The organism is Flavobacterium psychrophilum, from assembly GCA_001708385.1.
GTDB classification, from domain to species: Bacteria; Bacteroidota; Bacteroidia; order Flavobacteriales; family Flavobacteriaceae; genus Flavobacterium; species Flavobacterium psychrophilum_A.
In genome coordinates this window covers 1,347,055-1,365,666 of the sequence record CP012388.1, presented here as the reverse complement: position 1 = coordinate 1,365,666, position 18,612 = coordinate 1,347,055, and the positions used below count along the sequence as shown (strand labels likewise).

The 18,612-nt window shown below is 39.7% G+C and carries 22 protein-coding genes; 12 read left to right on the top strand and 10 right to left on the bottom strand.

The window, feature by feature from the left end:
* Positions 1-172: 172 nt before the first annotated feature.
* From ALW18_06075 to ALW18_06065, 3 genes are all read right to left on the bottom strand, one after another.
* The gene (locus tag ALW18_06075) at positions 173-544 is read right to left on the bottom strand and encodes a hypothetical protein (GenBank protein ID AOE52125.1); all 372 of its coding nucleotides are present in this window, start codon (positions 542-544) and stop codon (positions 173-175) included.
* 78 nt (positions 545-622) lie between these two features.
* Positions 623-1,387 carry a hypothetical protein gene (locus tag ALW18_06070; protein ID AOE52124.1) on the bottom strand — a complete coding sequence of 255 codons (765 nt, stop codon included), beginning with the start codon at positions 1,385-1,387 and terminating at the stop codon, positions 623-625.
* 83 nt (positions 1,388-1,470) lie between these two features.
* Positions 1,471-2,871: a serine protease gene (locus ALW18_06065; GenBank protein AOE52123.1), complete on the bottom strand. Its 1,401-nt coding sequence runs from the start codon at positions 2,869-2,871 to the stop codon at positions 1,471-1,473.
* A gap of 114 nt (positions 2,872-2,985) precedes the next feature.
* Here ALW18_06065 and ALW18_06060 point away from each other — a divergent pair, with 114 nt between their 5' ends.
* The 4 genes from ALW18_06060 to ALW18_06045 all read left to right on the top strand — a co-directional run bounded on the left by ALW18_06060 (position 2,986) and on the right by ALW18_06045 (position 6,569).
* Entirely contained in the window at positions 2,986-3,768 is a 783-nt protein-coding gene (locus ALW18_06060; protein AOE52122.1) for a diaminopimelate epimerase, read from the top strand.
* The gene (locus tag ALW18_06055) at positions 3,762-4,292 is read left to right on the top strand and encodes an acetyltransferase (GenBank protein ID AOE52121.1); all 531 of its coding nucleotides are present in this window, start codon (positions 3,762-3,764) and stop codon (positions 4,290-4,292) included. The genes ALW18_06060 and ALW18_06055 overlap by 7 nt, the downstream gene beginning before the upstream one ends.
* Before the next feature lie 13 nt (positions 4,293-4,305).
* Positions 4,306-5,346 carry an aminodeoxychorismate lyase gene (locus tag ALW18_06050; protein ID AOE52120.1) on the top strand — a complete coding sequence of 347 codons (1,041 nt, stop codon included), beginning with the start codon at positions 4,306-4,308 and terminating at the stop codon, positions 5,344-5,346.
* A 575-nt stretch (positions 5,347-5,921) separates the two neighbouring features.
* Positions 5,922-6,569 (top strand): peptidoglycan-binding protein LysM, encoded by a 648-nt coding sequence (locus tag ALW18_06045; protein AOE52119.1) that lies wholly within the window; start codon positions 5,922-5,924, stop codon positions 6,567-6,569.
* 52 nt (positions 6,570-6,621) lie between these two features.
* Here ALW18_06045 and ALW18_06040 read toward each other — a convergent pair whose 3' ends face one another.
* The 3 genes from ALW18_06040 to ALW18_06030 all read right to left on the bottom strand — a co-directional run bounded on the left by ALW18_06040 (position 6,622) and on the right by ALW18_06030 (position 10,248).
* Entirely contained in the window at positions 6,622-7,023 is a 402-nt protein-coding gene (locus ALW18_06040; GenBank protein AOE52118.1) for a hypothetical protein, read from the bottom strand.
* A 490-nt stretch (positions 7,024-7,513) separates the two neighbouring features.
* On the bottom strand, positions 7,514-8,683 hold the full coding sequence (gene nhaA, locus ALW18_06035; GenBank protein ID AOE52117.1) for a sodium:proton antiporter: 1,170 nt from the start codon (positions 8,681-8,683) through the stop codon (positions 7,514-7,516).
* A 50-nt stretch (positions 8,684-8,733) separates the two neighbouring features.
* The gene (locus ALW18_06030; GenBank protein ID AOE52116.1) at positions 8,734-10,248 is read right to left on the bottom strand and encodes a sulfate permease; all 1,515 of its coding nucleotides are present in this window, start codon (positions 10,246-10,248) and stop codon (positions 8,734-8,736) included.
* Between the two features lie 201 nt (positions 10,249-10,449).
* Between ALW18_06030 and ALW18_06025 the strand changes: the two genes are divergently transcribed.
* Genes ALW18_06025 through ALW18_06015 form a run of 3 tightly spaced genes read left to right on the top strand, consistent with a single transcriptional unit; the run spans position 10,450 to position 11,679 of the window.
* The gene (locus ALW18_06025) at positions 10,450-10,782 is read left to right on the top strand and encodes an ArsR family transcriptional regulator (protein AOE52115.1); all 333 of its coding nucleotides are present in this window, start codon (positions 10,450-10,452) and stop codon (positions 10,780-10,782) included.
* Positions 10,783-10,794: 12 nt separating this feature from the next.
* On the top strand, positions 10,795-11,262 hold the full coding sequence (locus ALW18_06020) for a hypothetical protein (GenBank protein ID AOE52114.1): 468 nt from the start codon (positions 10,795-10,797) through the stop codon (positions 11,260-11,262).
* Complete coding sequence (locus tag ALW18_06015; GenBank protein AOE52113.1) at positions 11,263-11,679, top strand: protein tyrosine phosphatase; 417 nt, start codon at positions 11,263-11,265, stop codon at positions 11,677-11,679.
* A 198-nt stretch (positions 11,680-11,877) separates the two neighbouring features.
* On the opposite strand, the gene ALW18_06010 is transcribed toward ALW18_06015, so the two are convergent.
* From ALW18_06010 to ALW18_06000, 3 genes are all read right to left on the bottom strand, one after another.
* Positions 11,878-12,594, bottom strand: a complete 717-nt coding sequence (locus tag ALW18_06010; GenBank protein AOE52112.1) for an SAM-dependent methyltransferase — start codon at positions 12,592-12,594, stop codon at positions 11,878-11,880.
* 188 nt (positions 12,595-12,782) lie between these two features.
* On the bottom strand, positions 12,783-13,253 hold the full coding sequence (locus ALW18_06005; protein ID AOE52111.1) for a protein tyrosine phosphatase: 471 nt from the start codon (positions 13,251-13,253) through the stop codon (positions 12,783-12,785).
* A complete protein-coding gene (locus ALW18_06000) occupies positions 13,253-14,680 on the bottom strand; it encodes a chromosomal replication initiation protein (GenBank protein AOE52110.1) in 1,428 nt (475 codons plus the stop codon). The genes ALW18_06005 and ALW18_06000 overlap by 1 nt, the downstream gene beginning before the upstream one ends.
* 190 nt (positions 14,681-14,870) lie before the next feature.
* Here ALW18_06000 and ALW18_05995 point away from each other — a divergent pair, with 190 nt between their 5' ends.
* A complete protein-coding gene (locus tag ALW18_05995; GenBank protein ID AOE52109.1) occupies positions 14,871-15,275 on the top strand; it encodes a thioesterase in 405 nt (134 codons plus the stop codon).
* A gap of 102 nt (positions 15,276-15,377) precedes the next feature.
* Here the strand turns inward: ALW18_05995 and ALW18_05990 are convergent, their stop codons facing one another.
* Complete coding sequence (locus ALW18_05990; GenBank protein AOE52108.1) at positions 15,378-15,983, bottom strand: hypothetical protein; 606 nt, start codon at positions 15,981-15,983, stop codon at positions 15,378-15,380.
* A gap of 266 nt (positions 15,984-16,249) precedes the next feature.
* Here ALW18_05990 and ALW18_05985 point away from each other — a divergent pair, with 266 nt between their 5' ends.
* The 4 genes from ALW18_05985 to ALW18_05970 all read left to right on the top strand — a co-directional run bounded on the left by ALW18_05985 (position 16,250) and on the right by ALW18_05970 (position 18,447).
* Complete coding sequence (locus ALW18_05985) at positions 16,250-16,804, top strand: hypothetical protein (protein AOE52107.1); 555 nt, start codon at positions 16,250-16,252, stop codon at positions 16,802-16,804.
* 33 nt (positions 16,805-16,837) lie between these two features.
* Positions 16,838-17,236 carry a hypothetical protein gene (locus ALW18_05980; protein ID AOE52106.1) on the top strand — a complete coding sequence of 133 codons (399 nt, stop codon included), beginning with the start codon at positions 16,838-16,840 and terminating at the stop codon, positions 17,234-17,236.
* Between the two features lie 56 nt (positions 17,237-17,292).
* Positions 17,293-17,616, top strand: a complete 324-nt coding sequence (locus ALW18_05975; GenBank protein ID AOE52105.1) for a hypothetical protein — start codon at positions 17,293-17,295, stop codon at positions 17,614-17,616.
* Between the two features lie 312 nt (positions 17,617-17,928).
* Positions 17,929-18,447 (top strand): GNAT family acetyltransferase, encoded by a 519-nt coding sequence (locus tag ALW18_05970; protein ID AOE52104.1) that lies wholly within the window; start codon positions 17,929-17,931, stop codon positions 18,445-18,447.
* The last annotated feature ends 165 nt before the right edge of the window (positions 18,448-18,612 follow it).

Here is an 18,612-nt window from a genome sequence, read left to right as displayed (position 1 = left end):
CACAACCCCGGAGCTGGTTACTCCGGGGTTTTTTTATGCCCAAAAAGTATGGGTGGTTTTTGCTGTGAGCGTCACGCTCGTACCTAATTGTAAAAGCACGAGCGTGATGCTCGCGCCAGCAAAGGGAATGCTGTTCAGTCAAAAGATATAACAATCAGAAAATCAATAATCCTCAAAAACTATCGCTAATATTTTTTATCCGCCTGAATTTCTTAGATGATATAAACCCCATTGCGGGATACAGCAGAGCAGCTATTAAAAATATAGAAGGTAAGAAAGGTTTGTTTTCAAGATGAAGTACGTAGGCTGTAACCAGCAGGGCGGGAGCTTCCAGGTAATAACAAACCTGTCGTGCCTGCTTGGGCCTTATGTACAATGTTTTCCAGAAAATGGTAATAGCGAGGATAAGCAACGCCAGCCCGATGATTATAAATCCCGGAAAATAGAGCCGCCTGCCTAACTCATCTGCTCCTTTAATAAGAAGTATAAAAGCAGTAATGAAATGCAGCAGTATTTCCAGCTTTCGGAAAGTTTTCTTCTTCATTTCGTTGTGTTGGTTTCAAACAAAAATAGCTAAAACCATCTGTGGCAATATTTACAAAGAGTTATGATAAGGTTGTGTTTAACGGAAAGATTCCACGGGCCATTCTGCCGGCGGCAGGTTATAAAGCCAGTAAATGCGTTTTTCCCTGTCCGAAAGTTTTTCAAGGTATTCTCCCATCTTCATAACATACGTCTCACCTTCGCCCATTCGCCAAAACAATGAATAAGGCGAATGCTCTTTAAAGGCTTCCCATTGCGGGATGTACGCATTTTTTAGAGGTTCAAAGAAGCCTGTTTCAGATAAAAAATCACGAGCTTCCATCAACGCAAATCCTAACAAGTTAGTGCCTCTCCATAAGTACAGATTATGTATGCTATCACTATCAGCCGTAAGCCCAACGCCCCAAATTGTATCAACCGGGCTTGTTTCTACCAATATCCTGTCTTTTGTATTTAATAAAAATGTACCTAATTCACGATTTTGATTAAACTTATGGATATTTCCTGCTACAACGATGTCAAACCTCCTGCTCTCCCAGAGTTCAGCTTCAAATCCTTTAACTTCTCTGCCAAGGTCTTTTGCTTCGCCAGGCTTGTTGCTCTCAACTATTTTTTTGAAAGATTCGGTATCATTAAATAACAATGCCTTTTGTGCCATCATCCAATGTTCAGATGTCTTGTAAGTTATATCCTTTACTACGAAAGAACTTTCATACCATTGGCTAAAACATGCCTTTGTTATCTCATTACCGGTACTGGTATTGCCCCAAAAGTAAATGTACTTTAGGTTGTCGCCATTTTCATATCGGTCAATAAGCCAGTCAATGTTGTAGTGGGTGGGCATAATGGTATATTTTCAGCAAACATATTCAAAAAAAATCCCCGCTTAAAAAGCAGGGATCTTCGGTTGTAAAGTAAGGATGAAAATTATATCAGGAAGCTAACTATTTCGCCGCTTTGGGTAATCATTTGTACTTTAACGCTTCGGCCTTCGCCTTTTGCGTTAAGCATTTTAGATACCGTTTCTATATCTTTCGCTTTTACGCTGCCTATACTTAATATGATTCCGCCTTTAAGCTCATCATAGTAACGCATGTATCTTTCATCGGTAATCTCTTTAACGCGTACGCCATAGTTAATTTTGAATTGTTTTTTCTCGGCATCAGAAAGGTCTTCCAGTTCAAACCCGCTATAGGTAAACGTATTAATTTCGTTTTTAGAAAGCCTAACCGGCATAGTAATTAAATCGCCATCACGTTTTACGGTTACCTTAACCAAATCGTTAGGGCGTTTTGTTACCACAGAAGCGTTAATGTCAGAGAATCCGTTAATGGCTTTATCGTCAATTTTCACAATGATGTCGCCCTCTTTTATACCCGCTTTTTTAGCACCCGAATTGTTAGCTACACCGTTAACATAAAAGCCCTGGGTATCTGTAACACCATATTCTTTAGCAGCAGCACTGTTAAGTTCGCCGCCTGTTACACCCAGTACACCACGCTGAACGTTACCGTATTCCATGATGTCTTCAATAATCTTACGGGTGATGTTGCTCGGTACGGCAAACGAATATCCTACGTATGATCCTGTCATCGACGTGATCATGGTGTTGATACCTACAAGCTGGCCTCTTGTATTTACAAGGGCACCGCCACTGTTACCCGGGTTAACGGCAGCATCAGTTTGTATGAACGACTGTAGTCCGTCTTTACTTAGGTTTCTGGCTTTCGCCGAAACAATACCGGCAGTTACGGTGCTGGTAAGGTTGTAGGGGTTACCTACAGCAAGCACCCATTCGCCCACTTTAATATCGTCGCTGTTGCCAAAAGTAGCGTACGGAAGTTTGTCCGGAGTATCTACTTTAAGCAGGGCGATATCCATTTTAGAATCGGTTCCTACCAGTTTCGCTTTATAGGTTTTGTTGTTGTTTAGTGTTACTTCCAGTTCAGACGCCTTGTCTATCACGTGGTTATTGGTAACTATGTATCCGTCTTCGGTAATAATTACGCCCGACCCTGTACCTACCTGCGGTGTTGGTTCGCCGCTTCGGTAGCCATACATATATTCCATCATGTTTCGCGGAGCGTTAGAATAGGTAGTGTTTTTAACGTGTACAACGGTGTGTACAGCAAGGTCTGCGGCAGCGGTAAAATCGGTACCCTCGGCGGCTGCACCATTGTAAGCCACTGTTTTGTTATAGTTAGGCGATGATGGAGCTATTGATAAGGCAGATGATGGCGTGTCATTATCAAATACCAGTTTGTAAGCTCCCAGAGTTGTGGCACCACTCATAAGTGCCACCAAGAATAAACCTGAAATTCTTTTCATAATTTAAACAGTATTTAATTAAGGTTAATGAATAGTTTTTTTGCTTCTTTTTTAGGCAGTGCCTACTATTTTACATGTCATTTATATTTGTACTTTTGTGGTAATATAGTAATGATGAAACACACTTTTTACAAATACCAGGGCACAGGAAACGACTTTGTGATGGTAGACAACCGCGATAATATATTTCCCAAAAATGATACCAAACTCATCGCGCATTTGTGCGACCGTAAATTTGGGGTTGGTGCTGATGGGCTTATATTATTAGAGAACGACGGAAGTACCGATTTTCGTATGGTATATTATAATTCTGATGGAAATGAGAGTACAATGTGCGGAAACGGAGGCAGATGCATCGTCGCTTTTGCCAAACAGCTGGGCGTTATCGAAGACGAAACCGAATTTGAAGCGGTAGACGGCAGGCACCATGCAACCGTAGCCGAAGATGGTACAGTTTCGCTGCATATGAAAGATGTAAACACGGTTTCGATATACGAAAACTACGTGTTTTTAGATACAGGATCGCCACACCATGTAGAAGTGGTGGAAGAGCTTGACACTTTTGACGTGGCTAAGGTGGGTGCCAGCATTCGCTACAGCGGATTGTATGGCGATAAAGGAAGCAACGTAAATTTTGTTGCTCCTGCGGGAGATGACAAATTTGCAGTTCGTACCTACGAGCGCGGTGTTGAAGATGAAACTTTGTCTTGCGGTACCGGTGTTACCGCTGTTGCCATTGCTATGAAAGTATTAGGCAATACCGATGCCGACCATGTTCAGCTTATTACTCCGGGTGGCAATTTAAAGGTTTCTTTTACCCAGGAGGGGAGGCAGTTCAATAACATATACCTTACCGGGCCTGCAAAATTTGTATTTAGCGGCGAGATAGAATGGTAACCCTAACCGGAAATACTATTTACCTAAGGGCGCTTGAACCCGACGATCTTGAGTTTATCTACAAGCTGGAAAACAACGAAGACATTTGGGAGGTTAGCAATACGCAAACTCCGTACAGCCGTTTTCTTGTACGCCAGTACCTTGAGAATTCGCATCAGGATATTTATGAAGCCAAACAGCTGCGGCTTGCCATTTGCAAAAACGGCAGTTTTGATGCTATCGGACTCATAGACCTTTTCGACTTCGACCCTGTAAACCAAAGGGCAGGGGTAGGCATTATAATTCAGGATACCGAACACAGGAACCAAGGGCTGGGCGGCGAAGCTTTAGAGCTGCTTATACGCTACGCATTCAATAAATTACAACTGCATCAGCTGTATGCTAATATAGATAGTGCCAATGTTGCAAGTGTGCGCCTTTTTACTAATTTTGGCTTCGGTTTGATAGGCATCAAAAAAGACTGGATAAAAAAATACAATAACTATCACGACGAGGGCTTATACCAGCTAATCCGTCAGCAATAAAAACTTTAATACTTTGAATCTAAGAAAAATTGTAGGGATATTTTCCCTTGTGGTGGTAACGGCAGGTACCATTTTCGGCTATATGATGTATAAGCAGATATTTTCTCCTAATACAAAATTCAGCGACAGACAGGTGGCTGTTTATGTACCAACAGGATCTACCTATGAAGAAGTACAGAAACTTATTAGTCCGTACGTTGAAGATATGGACAAATTTAATTCTGTTGCCGAAAAGAAAGAATACCCAACCAATGTAAAGGCAGGTAAATTTGTTATTAAAAACGGAGCAAACAGCAACGACATTGTTAACGCGCTTCGTCAGCCGTTACCGGTAAACATATCATTCAACAACCAGGAAACACTGGAAAGGGCAGTGGGGCGTATATCGCACCAGATAGAACCGGACAGCCTTACGCTGCTTCAGGCGTTTACCGATAAAACGTTCCTTGACGAAAACGGATTCACAGAAGATAACGTGCTAAGTATGATCATACCTAATACGTATGAGTTTTTCTGGAATACTTCGGCTACCAAGGTGAGGGATAAAATGGCGAAAGAGTACAGGAAATTCTGGAATGAAGAAAGACTGGCAAAAGCCAAAGCATTAAATCTTACGCCGCTTCAGGTATCGGCACTCGCATCTATAGTGCATAAAGAGACCGTAAAAACAGACGAAAGGCCACGTGTTGCAGGTGTATACCTAAACCGTCTTCAGAAAGGCATGAAGCTGGAAGCCGACCCAACAGTTATCTACGCGATGAAAAAACAGTCGGGCGATTTCGACCAGGTTATCAAGCGTGTATTGTTTAAAGACCTTGTAATCGACTCTCCTTATAATATGTATAAATATGAAGGATTACCTCCGGGACCTATCGCAATGCCAGACATCACGGCTATAGATGCGGTTTTAAACCCAGAGAAACACAATTACATTTACTTCTGCGCTAGCGTAACCAATTTCGGCTACCATGAGTTTGCAGTAACCCCTGCACAGCACGAAGTAAACCGCCAGAAATATGTGGCTTGGGTAAACAAGATGGGTATCAAGCGATAAGCTTTTACAATATATAGAAAAAAGGTAGTCAATTGGCTACCTTTTTTTGTAGAAGTAAATGAAAAGTGATATTTTTAGTCTTAATTAATTGAATTCTATACAGCTTTTTTAAGTATGTAATAAGAAAAAAAGGATAGTTATCAATTGGGTACGTGACGCTCGCACTAGCGATGGGAAATCTCAATTTATTCTTACCAGTTATTATCTGCTCAATCTGCGAAATCCGTGTTCCAATTTTCTAAAATATTCTGCAGGCATATAAATCTATACAAAATTCGACTTTCAAAACACGTAAATGTAATCTTATTCTTTCTTTTTTATCATCTGTAACCATTGGTTTTGGCATTTTTTAAGTCGACAAAACGCAATTTTTTCCCGTTAAAATGTCTTACAGAATAATCTTTGTAACCACCACGTTTTGCAGGCGTTAGGGAATTTTCCTCCCTAAAAATGTGTCCTTAAGGTTATGTTAAAGTAAGGTGTGTTTGTAACTGATTGTAAATCAGGTCTATATTTTTTCGTATATTTGCCTCGCTAATTTCATCAAGGTGACAGCTTATGAGAAATAAACATACATGATAAAAAAATGGATATACTTTTTAGGGTTAACCCTATTCATCGCAACAATCAGCTCGGGCTTTAAGGCCAATGAAGCGAAACAATTTGGAAAAATTGAAGGATTTCACTTAGCAGAAGACGAAATCACCAACTACACAGTACCAACAATTGACGAAACCGCAAAAGTCAATTATACCTTCCCTTTCACCGGAAAATCTTACGTAGGCTTTAAACAGGCAGTAGCCATTAAAGAATCGCAGGGACTTTACAAATTGGTTAACCGATTTGGATACATGGGCAAATACCAGTTTGGTAAAAGCGCATTACGATCGTTAGGCATTAAAGATTCAAAAGAGTTCCTTAACAACCCAAGACTTCAGGAGCGTGCTTTTAAAGCGCTGTTATCTAAAAATAAATGGGAACTTCGTAAAGAGATCCACCGTTTTGACGGAAAGGTTATAAAAGGCATTAAAATTACCGAATCGGGATTACTTGCGGCTGCTCACCTTGCCGGTGCTAACTCTGTAAAGAACTTTTTAAACAGTAATGGAAAAAGAGCTTTTAGAGATGGTTTTGGTACTTCGTTAAAAAGCTATATCAAAAGGTTTGGCGGTTATGATACTTCGGGTATTGTAGCGCATCCACAGCCTAAGGTAAGATTATAATACAAAACAAACTGAATACAAAAAGAAAACCGCCCTTAAAGGCGGTTTTCTGTTATATGGCAATCTTGTCTTTTGGTGCTGGTAATTGTCTTTCAAACTTAATTAATCGTTGTTCCTGTTCCTCCAGTAATCGTTTTGTCCGGTTAAGGAAAAATATGTTCGTGCTGTTCTTAAGCTTCACATACGTTTTCTCGGACAGATACTGTTGATGCTGTTTCTTGATAATCTTAATAAACTGTCCATAAGTCATTTCGGGGGTAATGTTGTCATTAATGGTGTCATTCTCCATGACGTGTTTACTCAAAACATCCTGAATTTTCAGCGATTTGGTTCTAATCCGCCTGTATTTCGCTAACAGGGCGGTTTTGCGTTGTGTATATCGTGGTCTCACCGCGTACACTAACGTACCTACTGCAGCAATAGCTGCGATTGTAATCTCTGTTTCGTAAGGCATAAATTAAAGATTGATCTTGCTAAATTAGTTAAAAATGTCAAATAATAAATAATATTCAATTTATAAATAATTAATTACTAACTATTTATAGTTTTTGTACGAATATTAACCGATAAAATTATGGTGGGGGGATTTTTACTGATACTTAACTCATTTTATTCCAAACAAGAAAGTAAATGTAGGGGACACAAATATACAGGGTCTAATTCCCGTTTAAGCAGGTAAAAATACCTGTTTTATCTATATTTTAATTTTTTTTTCACGTATATGCATATTTCTCCACTATCATATTAGTAATAGTTCTGTTAAATTTATAAATGGGTAGCAAGGGGGTTGCTTTGTTGGGTAGCCAGCAAATTTAATTTACTGTAGCAGGGGTTATAATTACTAACGGATGTGGTAAGGCAATGGTATAGTGCTGACTGTTAATTCGTTGTTAAGCCTGTCTTAAAATAAATTTTAACAGTACTAAACCGTTTGAATTTTAGGTTCAAGATCTTTTATTATATGTTTTTAAAAGCGTAAATCCTGTAATTCCTGCCATTATAGAAGCAATAAGTATGGCGAATTTGGCTTCAGCCTGTAGAGCCGGGTCGTTAAACGACAGTAGGGCAATAAATATTGACATTGTAAAACCTATTCCTCCCAATATACCGAGTCCAAGTACATGAGTCCACGTGGTTTCTTCCGGAAGTTGTGCTATCTTTAGTTTTACTGATAGCCATGACATTGCAAAGATGCCGATTGGTTTTCCTAGAAACAGTCCCAGTACAATTCCTAAGCCCAGATTACTAATTAGGCCTTCGGTCATTCCGGCTTCAAAAGTAATATTGGTATTGGCAATAGCAAAAATAGGCATGATCAAAAAGTTGACCGGTTTATGTAGCGCATGTTCCAGTTTTTCAAGGGATGATTCTGTATCATCTTCTGTGGTAGGCAGTGTGAGGGCTGTTAACACTCCCGCTATAGTAGCGTGTATTCCCGAATGGTGAATAAAATACCACATTACAATACCGGGAATGATATAGAAAAAGATGTTTTTTATGCCCGCACGGTTAAAGATTATTTGAAGGGCAAACAAACCTCCGGCGTATGCTAGGTAATTCAGGTGTAGTTCGGATGAATAGAATATCGCGATAACCAGTATTGCCATAAGGTCATCTACAATGGCAAGGGCTGCCAGGAATATTTTTAATCCCGATGGAATGTTATTACCTAACAAAGATAATATACCTAAAGCAAAAGCGATATCTGTAGCCATAGGAATACCCCAGCCGTTGGCAGTAGGTGTTCCGTTATTAAAAAGGCTAAAGATAACGGCAGGAACTAGTACCCCACCAATGGCTGCCAGTACCGGCAACGATGCCTGCTTTAATGATGAGAGTTCCCCTTCCACAATTTCCCTTTTTATCTCAAGTCCTACCAGTAAAAAGAAAATAGCCATTAGTCCGTCATTAATCCAAATAAGTACTGGATAGTCCAGATTAAGGCTTTTAGAGGTGAAACCTATCTTTGAGTTTAGAAAATCTTCAAATCCTGTAGCAATGCCTGTGTTTGCAATTATAAGTGAGATAATTACGCAAAATATAAGCAGCATTCCGCCAGCTGATGAAGAGTCCGAAAAAGCTTTAAAAACTTTAAGATTGATGAGTTTTGCCATAGTTACAAATTTAGTGAAAACGGACGATTTTCCCTACTGAAATTGGGGTTTTAAGTTCTCTCTGTAGCTACTTTATAGTCGGGATCTTCAATAATATTTATGTCAATTACTGCTTCGGCATTTTTTAGCAACGCCCTCGAATCGGGACTTAAATGTTTTAGTCGCACAGTCTTACCGGCCTTGTGATATTTTCCGCTAAGTACGTTTAAAGCTTCAATGGCCGACATGTCTGAAATACGACTTTCTTTAAAGTCGATTACAATTTCATCCGGGTCATTATCAATACTAAATTGCTCATTAAAATTAGCGATGGACCCAAAGAATAACGGGCCCGATACTTCATAATGTTTTATGTTATTATCGTCAACATTGCTTGTTATGCGGATGCGTTTGGCGCTTTCCCAGGCAAAAACCAATGCCGAGATTATCACGCCTATAAGTACGGCAAGTGCCAGATTATGAAGCACGATGGTTATAATGGCAACTATAATTCCGGTAATAATATCCTGCCTTGGCATTTTGTTAATAATCCTGAAGCTTGCCCATTCAAACGTACCAATGGCAACCATAGCCATTACCCCAACCAATGCCGCGATTGGTACCATACCGATTAACGGCGCACCAAACAGTATAATAATAAGTATGGTTATCGCAGCAATAATACCCGATAGCCTTGCTCGAGATCCCGCCGAAAGGTTAACCATTGTTTGCGCTATCATTGGGCAGCCACCCATACCGTAAAAGAATCCGTTGGTAATGTTTGCAGCTCCCTGGGCAATACATTCGCGGTTGCTGTTGCCTTTAGTTCCGGTAATTTCATCAACTAAATTCAGTGTCAGCAAGCCTTCCGTTAAGCCTACAGCCGACATGATAAGGGCATACGGGAAGATGATCTGTAGCGTATTTAAATCGAAAGGAATATTTGGGATGTGAAAAGGAGGGAAGCCACCCTGCACGGATGCAATGTCGGATACCGTTTTGGTTTCGATACCAAAGCCAAGTACCACTAAAAACACCACAATAATCGCTACCAACGATGCCGGAACAGCTTTTGTAAGCTTCGGGAAAAGCAGTACGACAGCTACAGTTAGCCCTATTAGTCCCAGCATTATATATAAAGGAGAGCCCGAAAGCCAACCGTCACCTGTTTTAAGCTGTTCTACCTGCGAAATAAAAATTACAACTGCGAGTCCGTTTACAAAACCATACATTACAGGCTGTGGTACAAGACGGATGAATTTACCCCATTTAAACAGGCCTACCATAATTTGTATCACCCCGCCAAGTGCAACGGCAGCAAAAACATAGTCGATACCGTGCGATTTCATCAGGGCGATAAGCGTAATTACAGTTGCCCCCGCACCGCCTGAAACCATGCCGGGGCGTCCGCCGAAAATGGCAGTGACCAATCCCATAATAAAAGCGGCGTACAATCCTACCAATGGCGGAAAACCTGCCAATATTGCAAACGAAAGCGACTCTGGTATCATTGTCATTGCTACAGTAAGCCCTGCAAGCAGTTCGTTTTTATAGTTTACTTTTTGGGAGAGATCGAAGAAGGGCATAGTTGCTTAGGGTCTTAGTTACTGAGTTGCTTAGGTTTTGAGCTGCAAATATACAAAGTGTTATAAGTGTTTGTGACAGTAGCCTGACGGACTAAGAACCTCAATTTCTAAGTAACTCAGCAACTCAGTTACAAATTAACGTCAAATTTTTTGAAATCGGACAACTATTTATCGTAATATTGCAATATAACGATAAATGAAATGGGAGCGTCAAAAACAGATGGGTTTACAGAACAGCAAAACAGGCTCGCTGTTATGGCTAAAGCATTAGGGCATCCTGCCCGTATTGCGATAATAGAATACCTGCTTAAGGTAGATGCCTGTATTTGCGGCGACATTGTAGATGTACTGCCTTTGGCGCAGGCTACAGTTTCGCAACATTTAAAGGAGTTGAAGAATGCCGGGCTTATAAAAGGGAATATTGAGGGCACAGCGATTTGCTACTGTATCGACGAAAAAGGATTTGACGTGATTCGGTTGTTTTTCGACCATATTCAGCAATCCATGGCTAAAAAGAGTAATAACTGTTGTTAAGAACATACTATCATGAAACTATCAGAAATTAAAAATCATCTTGCCACTGCCGAAGCGGTGAACTTTAAATTACAGGATGGTACGTATGTGCCGGAACATTTTCATGTGACCGAAGTAGGTGTGGTTACTAAAAATTTTATTGACTGCGGAGGAAACGTAAGGCGTGAGAATACCGCTAACTTTCAGCTATGGAATGCAGATGATCACGAACACCGCCTGAAACCCAAAAAACTTCTGAATATCATCGCGCTTTCTGAAAGGGTGCTGGGTATGGAAGACAGCGAGATAGAGGTTGAATATCAGCAAGGTACTGTTGGCAAGTACGGACTTGATTTTGATGGGAAAGACTTTATACTTATAGCGAAGCAAACGGCTTGCCTTGCCACTGATGCCTGCGGGGTGCCGGAACAGAAAAGTGCGTTTACAATAATTAATAACGCAGAGGGTGCAAGCTGTACTCCCGGCGGTAACTGCTGCTAGATGAAGAATGTATTAGTGCTTTGTACAGGCAACAGCTGCCGAAGCCAGATTGCTGAAGGTTATCTAAGGCATTTTGCTAAAGGAAATGCAGCTATTTATAGTGCCGGAATTGAAACTCACGGTGTAAATCCGAAGGCGATTGCTGTAATGGCCCAGGAAGGTATCGATATTTCTCACCATACCTCTAACAATGTGGATGAGTACATTGGCGTACCTTTTGATTTTGTAATTACCGTATGCGATAATGCGAATGAAAATTGCCCGTACTTTCCAACAGAGGCGATGCGTTTTCATTATAACTTTCCCGATCCTGCAAAAGCGCAGGGAACAGATGATGAGGTAATGCAGGAATTCGAACGGGTAAGAAACAAGATTAAAAAATACTGCGAAGTGTTCGTGAAGAATAATTTGCAATAGGTTTAAAAAAACCTTCGAGGCTGCCTATAGCTATTCTGCAAGGTCTTTAAGACCTTGTAGGTATATTAGGATGTGTTGATGGTGTAAAACAAAAACCTGCAGGGTTTCAAAAACCTTGCAGGTTGCGTATGATTATATTATTATAGAGTGAAGCCAAAACCTAAGCATCTAAGAAACTCAGCTACTCAGTAACTTCCTTTAAAACTTATGCACAATAAAAATACATGGCCTGTTATGCAGGTCTACCGTTTCTTTTTTCCATTGTGCAACGGTTTTGGTTTTGATGTATTCTGTAGGCAGGGTAATATCGCAGGCAATACATAAGTGAGTATTTGGCTGAAGTGTAGCCAGAATATCCTCAAGCATCCTGTTGTTACGATAAGGTGTTTCAATAAATAATTGTGACTGACTTTTGTTCTGCGATAGTGATTCGAAATTCTTCAAAACACTTTTCTTGTCCGATTTATCTATCGGAAGGTAGCCGTTAAAAGCAAAGCTTTGTCCGTTCATGCCACTCGCCATAATTGCAAGTAATATAGACGACGGCCCTACCAATGGCACCACCTGAATGCCCTTTTCGTGCGCAATTTTTACGATAGCAGCACCGGGATCGGCAACACCGGGGCACCCGGCTTCGCTCATCAAGCCAACATTTTTTCCTTCCATACATGGCTGAATAAATGACTGATGGTCAGAAGCTACGGTGTGCTTATTAAGTACCGATAGTTTTAGATCGGGTTGCTTTTTCGTCGGAAGGATCGCCTTTATAAAACGGCGTGCCGTTTTTTCATTCTCCACAATATAATGGTCTATAAATTCAATGGAGCGCGCTATGGTGTCCGGAAGTACTTCTTTTGGGTCGGCATCATCGCCAAGGGGTACGGGTAATAAATATAGCTTGCCTATTGGGTTCATAGTGATTATAGTTTGGAATTATGGCGGTAAAGATAACACTACTTAATTTAGGTTGCAATTAAAGTGACCGTTAGTCATTCCGGTAGAAACCTAACGAAGTGGTTCAGTCAAGCTAATTAAAAAAGATATACATTAATGGGTTTTGTCATTTCGACTGAAGTGTAGCGGAATGGAGATGTCTTCTAATATTATACTGAATGCTCCTTTAAAAGCTTACTCGCTACTATATCACAGGCTTCGTCCAGCATATCATATACTTTATCGAAACCTTCGGGGCCGCCGAAGTAAGGATCTGGAACATCGATCTTTTTACCCGGAAAAATTTCATCCATCATTAGTTTTACTTTGGCTTTCGCCGAAGCATTTGGAGCAAGCTGCTGCACATCGTGCAGGTTAGAGCTGTCCATTACATAAATATGGTCAAATTCGGTAAAGTCAGATTGTTTTATCTGGCGTGCCTTTTGGCAGCTGATGTCTAGCCCGCGGTTCTTTGCTGTAGCAACAGAACGGTGATCGGGACCCTGACCGGCGTGCCAGTTGCCTGTGCCTGCCGAATCTACAGTGAATTTATCTGCCGGGAGCTTAGATTGCAAAATACCTTCTGCCAATGGAGAACGGCAAATGTTACCCAGGCATACCATTAATATCTTAACGGGCATTATATCGATAGTTTTTTGTTGATATCGTCAACAAACTTTCGGAATTGCTTGTCTGTAGTTACAAGGTTGTCAACAGTTTTGCAGGCATGCAGTACGGTAGCGTGGTCACGGTCGCCAATTTGCGAACCGATATTTGCCAGCGATGCTTTTGTGAACTTCTTAGCGAAGAACATAGCTAGCTGCCTGGCCTGCACCACGTGGCGCTTCCTGGTTTTAGACTGCAAAGTGTCTACATCAAGCTGGAAATAATCAGATACAACTTTCTGGATGTAATCTATTGATATTTCGCGCTTAACATTCTTAACGAATTTCTCTACTACCTGTTTTGCCAGCTCAAGGTTTACCTCAAGGTGATTGAATGATGATTGTGCAATTAATGAAATAATGGCGCCTTCAAGCTCACGCACGTTGCTTTTGATATTCTTGGCAACATACTCCACGATTTCATCGGGCATAACCACGCCGTCACGGTATAGTATATTATTAAGGATAGAGATCCTTGTTTCGTAGTCGGGCTGGTGAAGCTCGGCAGAAAGACCCCATTTAAAACGGGACAATAGCCTTTGCTCAATATCCTGCATGTCTACAGGAGCCTTATCAGATGTAAGGATTACCTGTTTGCCATTTTGGTGCAGGTGGTTAAAGATGTGGAAGAAAACATCCTGCGTACCTGTTTTTCCTGATAGGAACTGTACGTCGTCAATAATCAGCACATCTATTAACTGGTAGAAATGAATAAAGTCATTTCTGGTATTTCGTTTTACCGAGTCTATATATTGTTGGGTAAAAATTTCAGCACTTATATATAGTACTGTTTTTTCGGGGTATTTGTCTTTAATTTCAATACCTATTGCATGGGCAAGGTGGGTTTTACCAAGACCTACGCCTCCAAATATCAATAGTGGGTTAAAGGAAGTTCCGCCCGGTTTGTTTGCTACAGCCATACCTGCAGAACGTGCAAGCCTGTTAGAATCACCTTCGAAAAAATTATCAAAGTTATAATTTGCATTAAGCTGAGATTCAATCTTCAGGTTACGTATTCCGGGAATGATGAACGGGTTTTTAAGTTCCGGGTTTTTGTTTTGCAGGGGAACATCTACCTCCTGCGGTTTAACCGGTGCGCGATGGGCACTTGGCAGCTGCTCTGTAAAAGGCTGCTTATTGCCATAAGTGTTTTCCATCTTAATTTTATAGAGTAACTTTGCGCTGTTTCCAAGCTCTTTGGTAAGGGCAACCTTTAGCAGTTTTACATAGTGCTCTTCAAGCCATTCGTAAAAGAATTTACTTGGCACCTGAATATAAAGTGCGTTGTCAGTAAGCTCAACTGCTCTGATCGGTTCAAACCAGGTTTTGTAGGCCTGATCCTGAATATTGTCTTTTATAAACACAAGACAGTTGTCCCATACCGATTGCGCAGTTTTAATCATGAATACTGAATATTAGATGTTTAATTAATGGTTGTCTTACAAAAGAAAGAGTAGTCATCCTACTCCTGTTTGGGAGAACAAATATGGTAACATTTTTTTGTAAAAAAAAACTATTGCTGTATTGATTTTACAAAAAAAATATTGTAAGTATTAAAGTAAAGATTTAATAAAAAATTAACAATTTTAGAATATGAATTTTCACGAATTTAAAGTAAGAGTGCGCTACTCAGAAACCGACCAGATGGCGGTTGTATATCATGGGAATTACGCTCAGTACTTCGAAATGGGACGTGTTGAATGGCTTCGAAATCTGGGGGTTAGCTATAAAAGTATGGAAGAGGAAGGTGTTATGCTTCCGGTGGTTTCCTTAACAATGAATTATAAAAAACCGGCCCGATATGACGATTTGTTAACAGTGCGTACGATACTCAAAAAACAGGAGTCGGTTAAGATAGAATTCGACTATGAAATTAAAAATGAAGCCGGAGAGTTATTAACAACAGGCAACTCAATTTTGGTGTTTGTCAACATGAAAACTGGTCGCCCAACATCGCCTCCGCAATACATTTTAGACAAGCTTAAGCCTTTACTTTAGGCTGTTTTTCGTCGTATTTTTTTGCTTTTGGTCGTCCCGGATGATTGTCGGTTTTTGGTTAACAGTTGCTGGGTTGATAAAAGTTCCCGATAACCGAAAACATCAATCGGCAATCAAACGCACCTCATATAAATTCTCAAATGCCTCTAATACCATAGGGGCATTTTTTTTACGGGTAGAAATTACCATCTCGCAATCCATTTCCATTTTTTGGGAAACGATCTCCAGATTCTTTTCTTTGATGACACGCATTACCTTGTTCATAATCTGGTAGCCGAATTTCAGGGTGTAGTGTACATCGATAGTCTTCTCTACAATATCCGAAACTTCCAGCGCCATTTGCGCCGATGTCTTGTAGGCAGAGATCAATCCGCCAACACCAAGTTTTACACCTCCAAAATAACGTACCGATACCACAAGCACATTGGTAACGCCAAAACTCTGTATCTGTCCGTAAATAGGCATGCCTGCCGAGTTGTTAGGTTCGCCGTCGTCGTTAGCGCGGTAATAGATCTTATCGGTACCCAACTGAAACGCATAACACCAGTGGCGAGCCGAATAGTGCTGCTTTCGCAATTGGTCAAGGATGCCTTTAACCTCGTCTTCGGTAGTAATCGGAAACGCGTAGCCAAAGAACTTACTGTTCTTTTCTTTGTAAAGCGTTTCTTCAGACGGTGACGCAAGGGTTTTATAGGTATCGTTTTCCATAGGGACTGCAAAGGTAGAAAAGTTTTTTGGTTGATGGTTGATGGTTGTTGGTTGTTGGTTGTCGGAAGCTTGGTGCTGCGATAGTAAACAGTATGATGTCCCGGGTTAAGTGTGTCGAATCTTTCAGGCTCGTTGGGTGATGAGTGAAGCTGCTCCCTCTCCTTTGGAGAAGGGTGGGGAGAGGAAATAATTCAGGCTCGTTATATACAAGCCTATATTCAATAAGAAAATTCGCTATACTTGTACTACTTTAAGTATAAAATTAAATGAAGCAGATTATAGCGATACTTTTTTTGGGTCTGGCATTTACCGGGTGTAATGAGAAAATAGAAAAAAGCAAGGAAGGGGTTGCAATAGGTAAGCACTATTTCGATTTTGATGAAGTAATGTATTATAATATAAAGATTTTGGATTCAACAGTTTACAGGGCAGCTGACAGGGACTTTAAATTAAGAAAAAATAACACCCGTCCTGTTAAAGATTCTCTTATTTCTACAATCATGATTGACTATGCCCCGTCTAAATTAACAGATACAACTTTTGAAACCAATATGAAGCGTATAGGTTTCACATCAAAAAAAATAGACAAAAGTAAATTAGCAGCTCTAAACGAAATTTTCAGGGAGAGAAAATATGATGATTATACTTTCACTGCCTGTCTAAATATTTACCGTGATATACTGGTTTTTAAGAGACAGTCCAAAACAGTTGGAGTTGCAAAAATATGCTTTGGATGTGGAGGTCTTGTGCTCGTTGGTGCAAATGATTCTACTGGCGAATTTATGGAGTATGCAGAACTGCATAAGTTGTTGAAAGAGTAAATCCCTTACCCTTATTAAGTAACTAATTATAATATGACCGATACGACAGGAAAAATTTACTTTGCTATAAAAACTGAAGATGAAACTTTAGATTTAGATACTTTTAAAAAGTATCTAACGATCGAGCCGTCAAAATACAACCCTATGCGCTCCCGGGGTAACGTACCTGTATGTACGATTTGGGAATACGGAATTTACGATATGATAAACCCGATTTATTATGACGAAATTGAAAGGCTGGTTGGCGTACTTCAAAAGCACTCATCCGAATTTATTCAATTTAAAACAGCATATCCCGAAATTGAATATGTTTTAGAAATTGTTATTTATATTGGGGATGAAACTCCTGGTTTGGGTTTTTCTAAACAAACTTTACATTTTGTGAGCGCTATAGATGCTTTTATTGATTGCGATATTTATAATTCAAAATAAGTTTTTAATATAATCTCTCTCTGCTAAAGTTTACAAATTAGAAAAAATTAGAGCCAATGAATAACCCAAGCGTAAAATATCAAAACCATTTTAAGCTGGAAGTACTTTTTAAAGATAAACTGCTATTTGAGTCGGAGCTGTATGAAAATGGTATTCAGTATCATTTGGAAAAGAGTACTTATACGCGATATTTTCTATTGGATAAAGACAGGCTACAGATTGACGATATTATTAAAAGAACCGGAATTACAGTAAGTACTGAAACAATACAAATGACAGATTATTCAGATGTTCAAAAAATAAATAAACTGTACTTATATATTGCACTTGCGGTAATTGTTTTATTTGCTGTTGCAGTGGGCGTTGCAAAAATATTGTAATTAGTTCTGCCCGCTGGCGCGAGGCTCAGGCTCGTGCCTAAAACTTCCGACACAAAAAAAGCAGCAACCTATTATTAAGTTGCTGCCGATATTCGTACATATATTTCATAGCCCCCACTATAGAAATATAATAGTGTAAGTTACATTAATTTAAGTGATTAGCTGATATAATATTTTACAGAAATTTTATGTTTTGGTTTTTGAATATAAATTAATCCTCTAGCTTTTTAAATTTCAGGCAACGATCGTACCTGTGCTTTAAATTCTTCATAATTTTACGTTTCGTTTTAAACGGATAAACTAGTACGTATCATGGGGGATATTTTGATTAGAAAAGTAGTTGCACAAGATGTTGAAAAACTGCAACACATAGGAAGGCTAACATTTTCTGAAACATTTGGAAATGTAAATTCAGAAGAGAATATGAGCCAGTATTTAGAGGAAGGATTTTCTACTGAAAAGCTTTTGTATGAATTAAGTGATGAAAATTCAGTGTTTTATTTTGCCGAAACCGATGGTGAAATTATCGGGTATTTAAAATTAAATTTTGGTGCTTCGCAAACCGAATTAAAAGACAGTAAAGCACTTGAGATCGAAAGAATTTATGTTGTGAAAGAATTTCATGGACATAAAGTTGGACAATTACTGTATGATAAAGCAATAGAAGTGTCAAAAGAAAAAGGTATACACTATGTGTGGCTTGGCGTATGGGAAGAAAATCCCAGAGCAATAAGTTTCTATAAGAAAAATGGATTCGTAGAGTTTGATAAACACATCTTCAGGCTGGGTGATGACGAACAAACCGATATAATGATGCGATTAAAGTTATAATGCCCTTAAGTTATAGCATTACGTTTTGACTGTATTGTAGGTACGAGCGTGACGCTCGCACCAGCAATTGGAAATCTCAATTAAAAGATAATATTTGTTGTCCAGGTATTGAATCCGCGGCTGTTCGCCCGGATCCGTGTCATCCGCGTTCTATTACCACCAACA

What these genes read in the sequence shown, in the direction of transcription:
- ALW18_06075 (AOE52125.1), bottom strand. Translation starts at nt 544, where the DNA reads ATGAAGAAGAAAACTTTCCGAAAGCTGGAAATACTGCTGCATTTCATT.
- ALW18_06070 (AOE52124.1), bottom strand. Translation starts at nt 1,387, where the DNA reads ATGCCCACCCACTACAACATTGACTGGCTTATTGACCGATATGAAAAT.
- ALW18_06065 (AOE52123.1), bottom strand. Translation starts at nt 2,871, where the DNA reads ATGAAAAGAATTTCAGGTTTATTCTTGGTGGCACTTATGAGTGGTGCC.
- ALW18_06060 (AOE52122.1), top strand. Translation starts at nt 2,986, where the DNA reads ATGAAACACACTTTTTACAAATACCAGGGCACAGGAAACGACTTTGTG.
- ALW18_06055 (AOE52121.1), top strand. Translation starts at nt 3,762, where the DNA reads ATGGTAACCCTAACCGGAAATACTATTTACCTAAGGGCGCTTGAACCC.
- ALW18_06045 (AOE52119.1), top strand. Translation starts at nt 5,922, where the DNA reads ATGATAAAAAAATGGATATACTTTTTAGGGTTAACCCTATTCATCGCA.
- ALW18_06040 (AOE52118.1), bottom strand. Translation starts at nt 7,023, where the DNA reads ATGCCTTACGAAACAGAGATTACAATCGCAGCTATTGCTGCAGTAGGT.
- nhaA (AOE52117.1), bottom strand. Translation starts at nt 8,683, where the DNA reads ATGGCAAAACTCATCAATCTTAAAGTTTTTAAAGCTTTTTCGGACTCT.
- ALW18_06030 (AOE52116.1), bottom strand. Translation starts at nt 10,248, where the DNA reads ATGCCCTTCTTCGATCTCTCCCAAAAAGTAAACTATAAAAACGAACTG.
- ALW18_06025 (AOE52115.1), top strand. Translation starts at nt 10,450, where the DNA reads ATGGGAGCGTCAAAAACAGATGGGTTTACAGAACAGCAAAACAGGCTC.
- ALW18_06020 (AOE52114.1), top strand. Translation starts at nt 10,795, where the DNA reads ATGAAACTATCAGAAATTAAAAATCATCTTGCCACTGCCGAAGCGGTG.
- ALW18_06015 (AOE52113.1), top strand. Translation starts at nt 11,263, where the DNA reads ATGAAGAATGTATTAGTGCTTTGTACAGGCAACAGCTGCCGAAGCCAG.
- ALW18_06010 (AOE52112.1), bottom strand. Translation starts at nt 12,594, where the DNA reads ATGAACCCAATAGGCAAGCTATATTTATTACCCGTACCCCTTGGCGAT.
- ALW18_06005 (AOE52111.1), bottom strand. Translation starts at nt 13,253, where the DNA reads ATGCCCGTTAAGATATTAATGGTATGCCTGGGTAACATTTGCCGTTCT.
- ALW18_06000 (AOE52110.1), bottom strand. Translation starts at nt 14,680, where the DNA reads ATGATTAAAACTGCGCAATCGGTATGGGACAACTGTCTTGTGTTTATA.
- ALW18_05995 (AOE52109.1), top strand. Translation starts at nt 14,871, where the DNA reads ATGAATTTTCACGAATTTAAAGTAAGAGTGCGCTACTCAGAAACCGAC.
- ALW18_05990 (AOE52108.1), bottom strand. Translation starts at nt 15,983, where the DNA reads ATGGAAAACGATACCTATAAAACCCTTGCGTCACCGTCTGAAGAAACG.
- ALW18_05985 (AOE52107.1), top strand. Translation starts at nt 16,250, where the DNA reads ATGAAGCAGATTATAGCGATACTTTTTTTGGGTCTGGCATTTACCGGG.
- ALW18_05980 (AOE52106.1), top strand. Translation starts at nt 16,838, where the DNA reads ATGACCGATACGACAGGAAAAATTTACTTTGCTATAAAAACTGAAGAT.
- ALW18_05975 (AOE52105.1), top strand. Translation starts at nt 17,293, where the DNA reads ATGAATAACCCAAGCGTAAAATATCAAAACCATTTTAAGCTGGAAGTA.
- ALW18_05970 (AOE52104.1), top strand. Translation starts at nt 17,929, where the DNA reads ATGGGGGATATTTTGATTAGAAAAGTAGTTGCACAAGATGTTGAAAAA.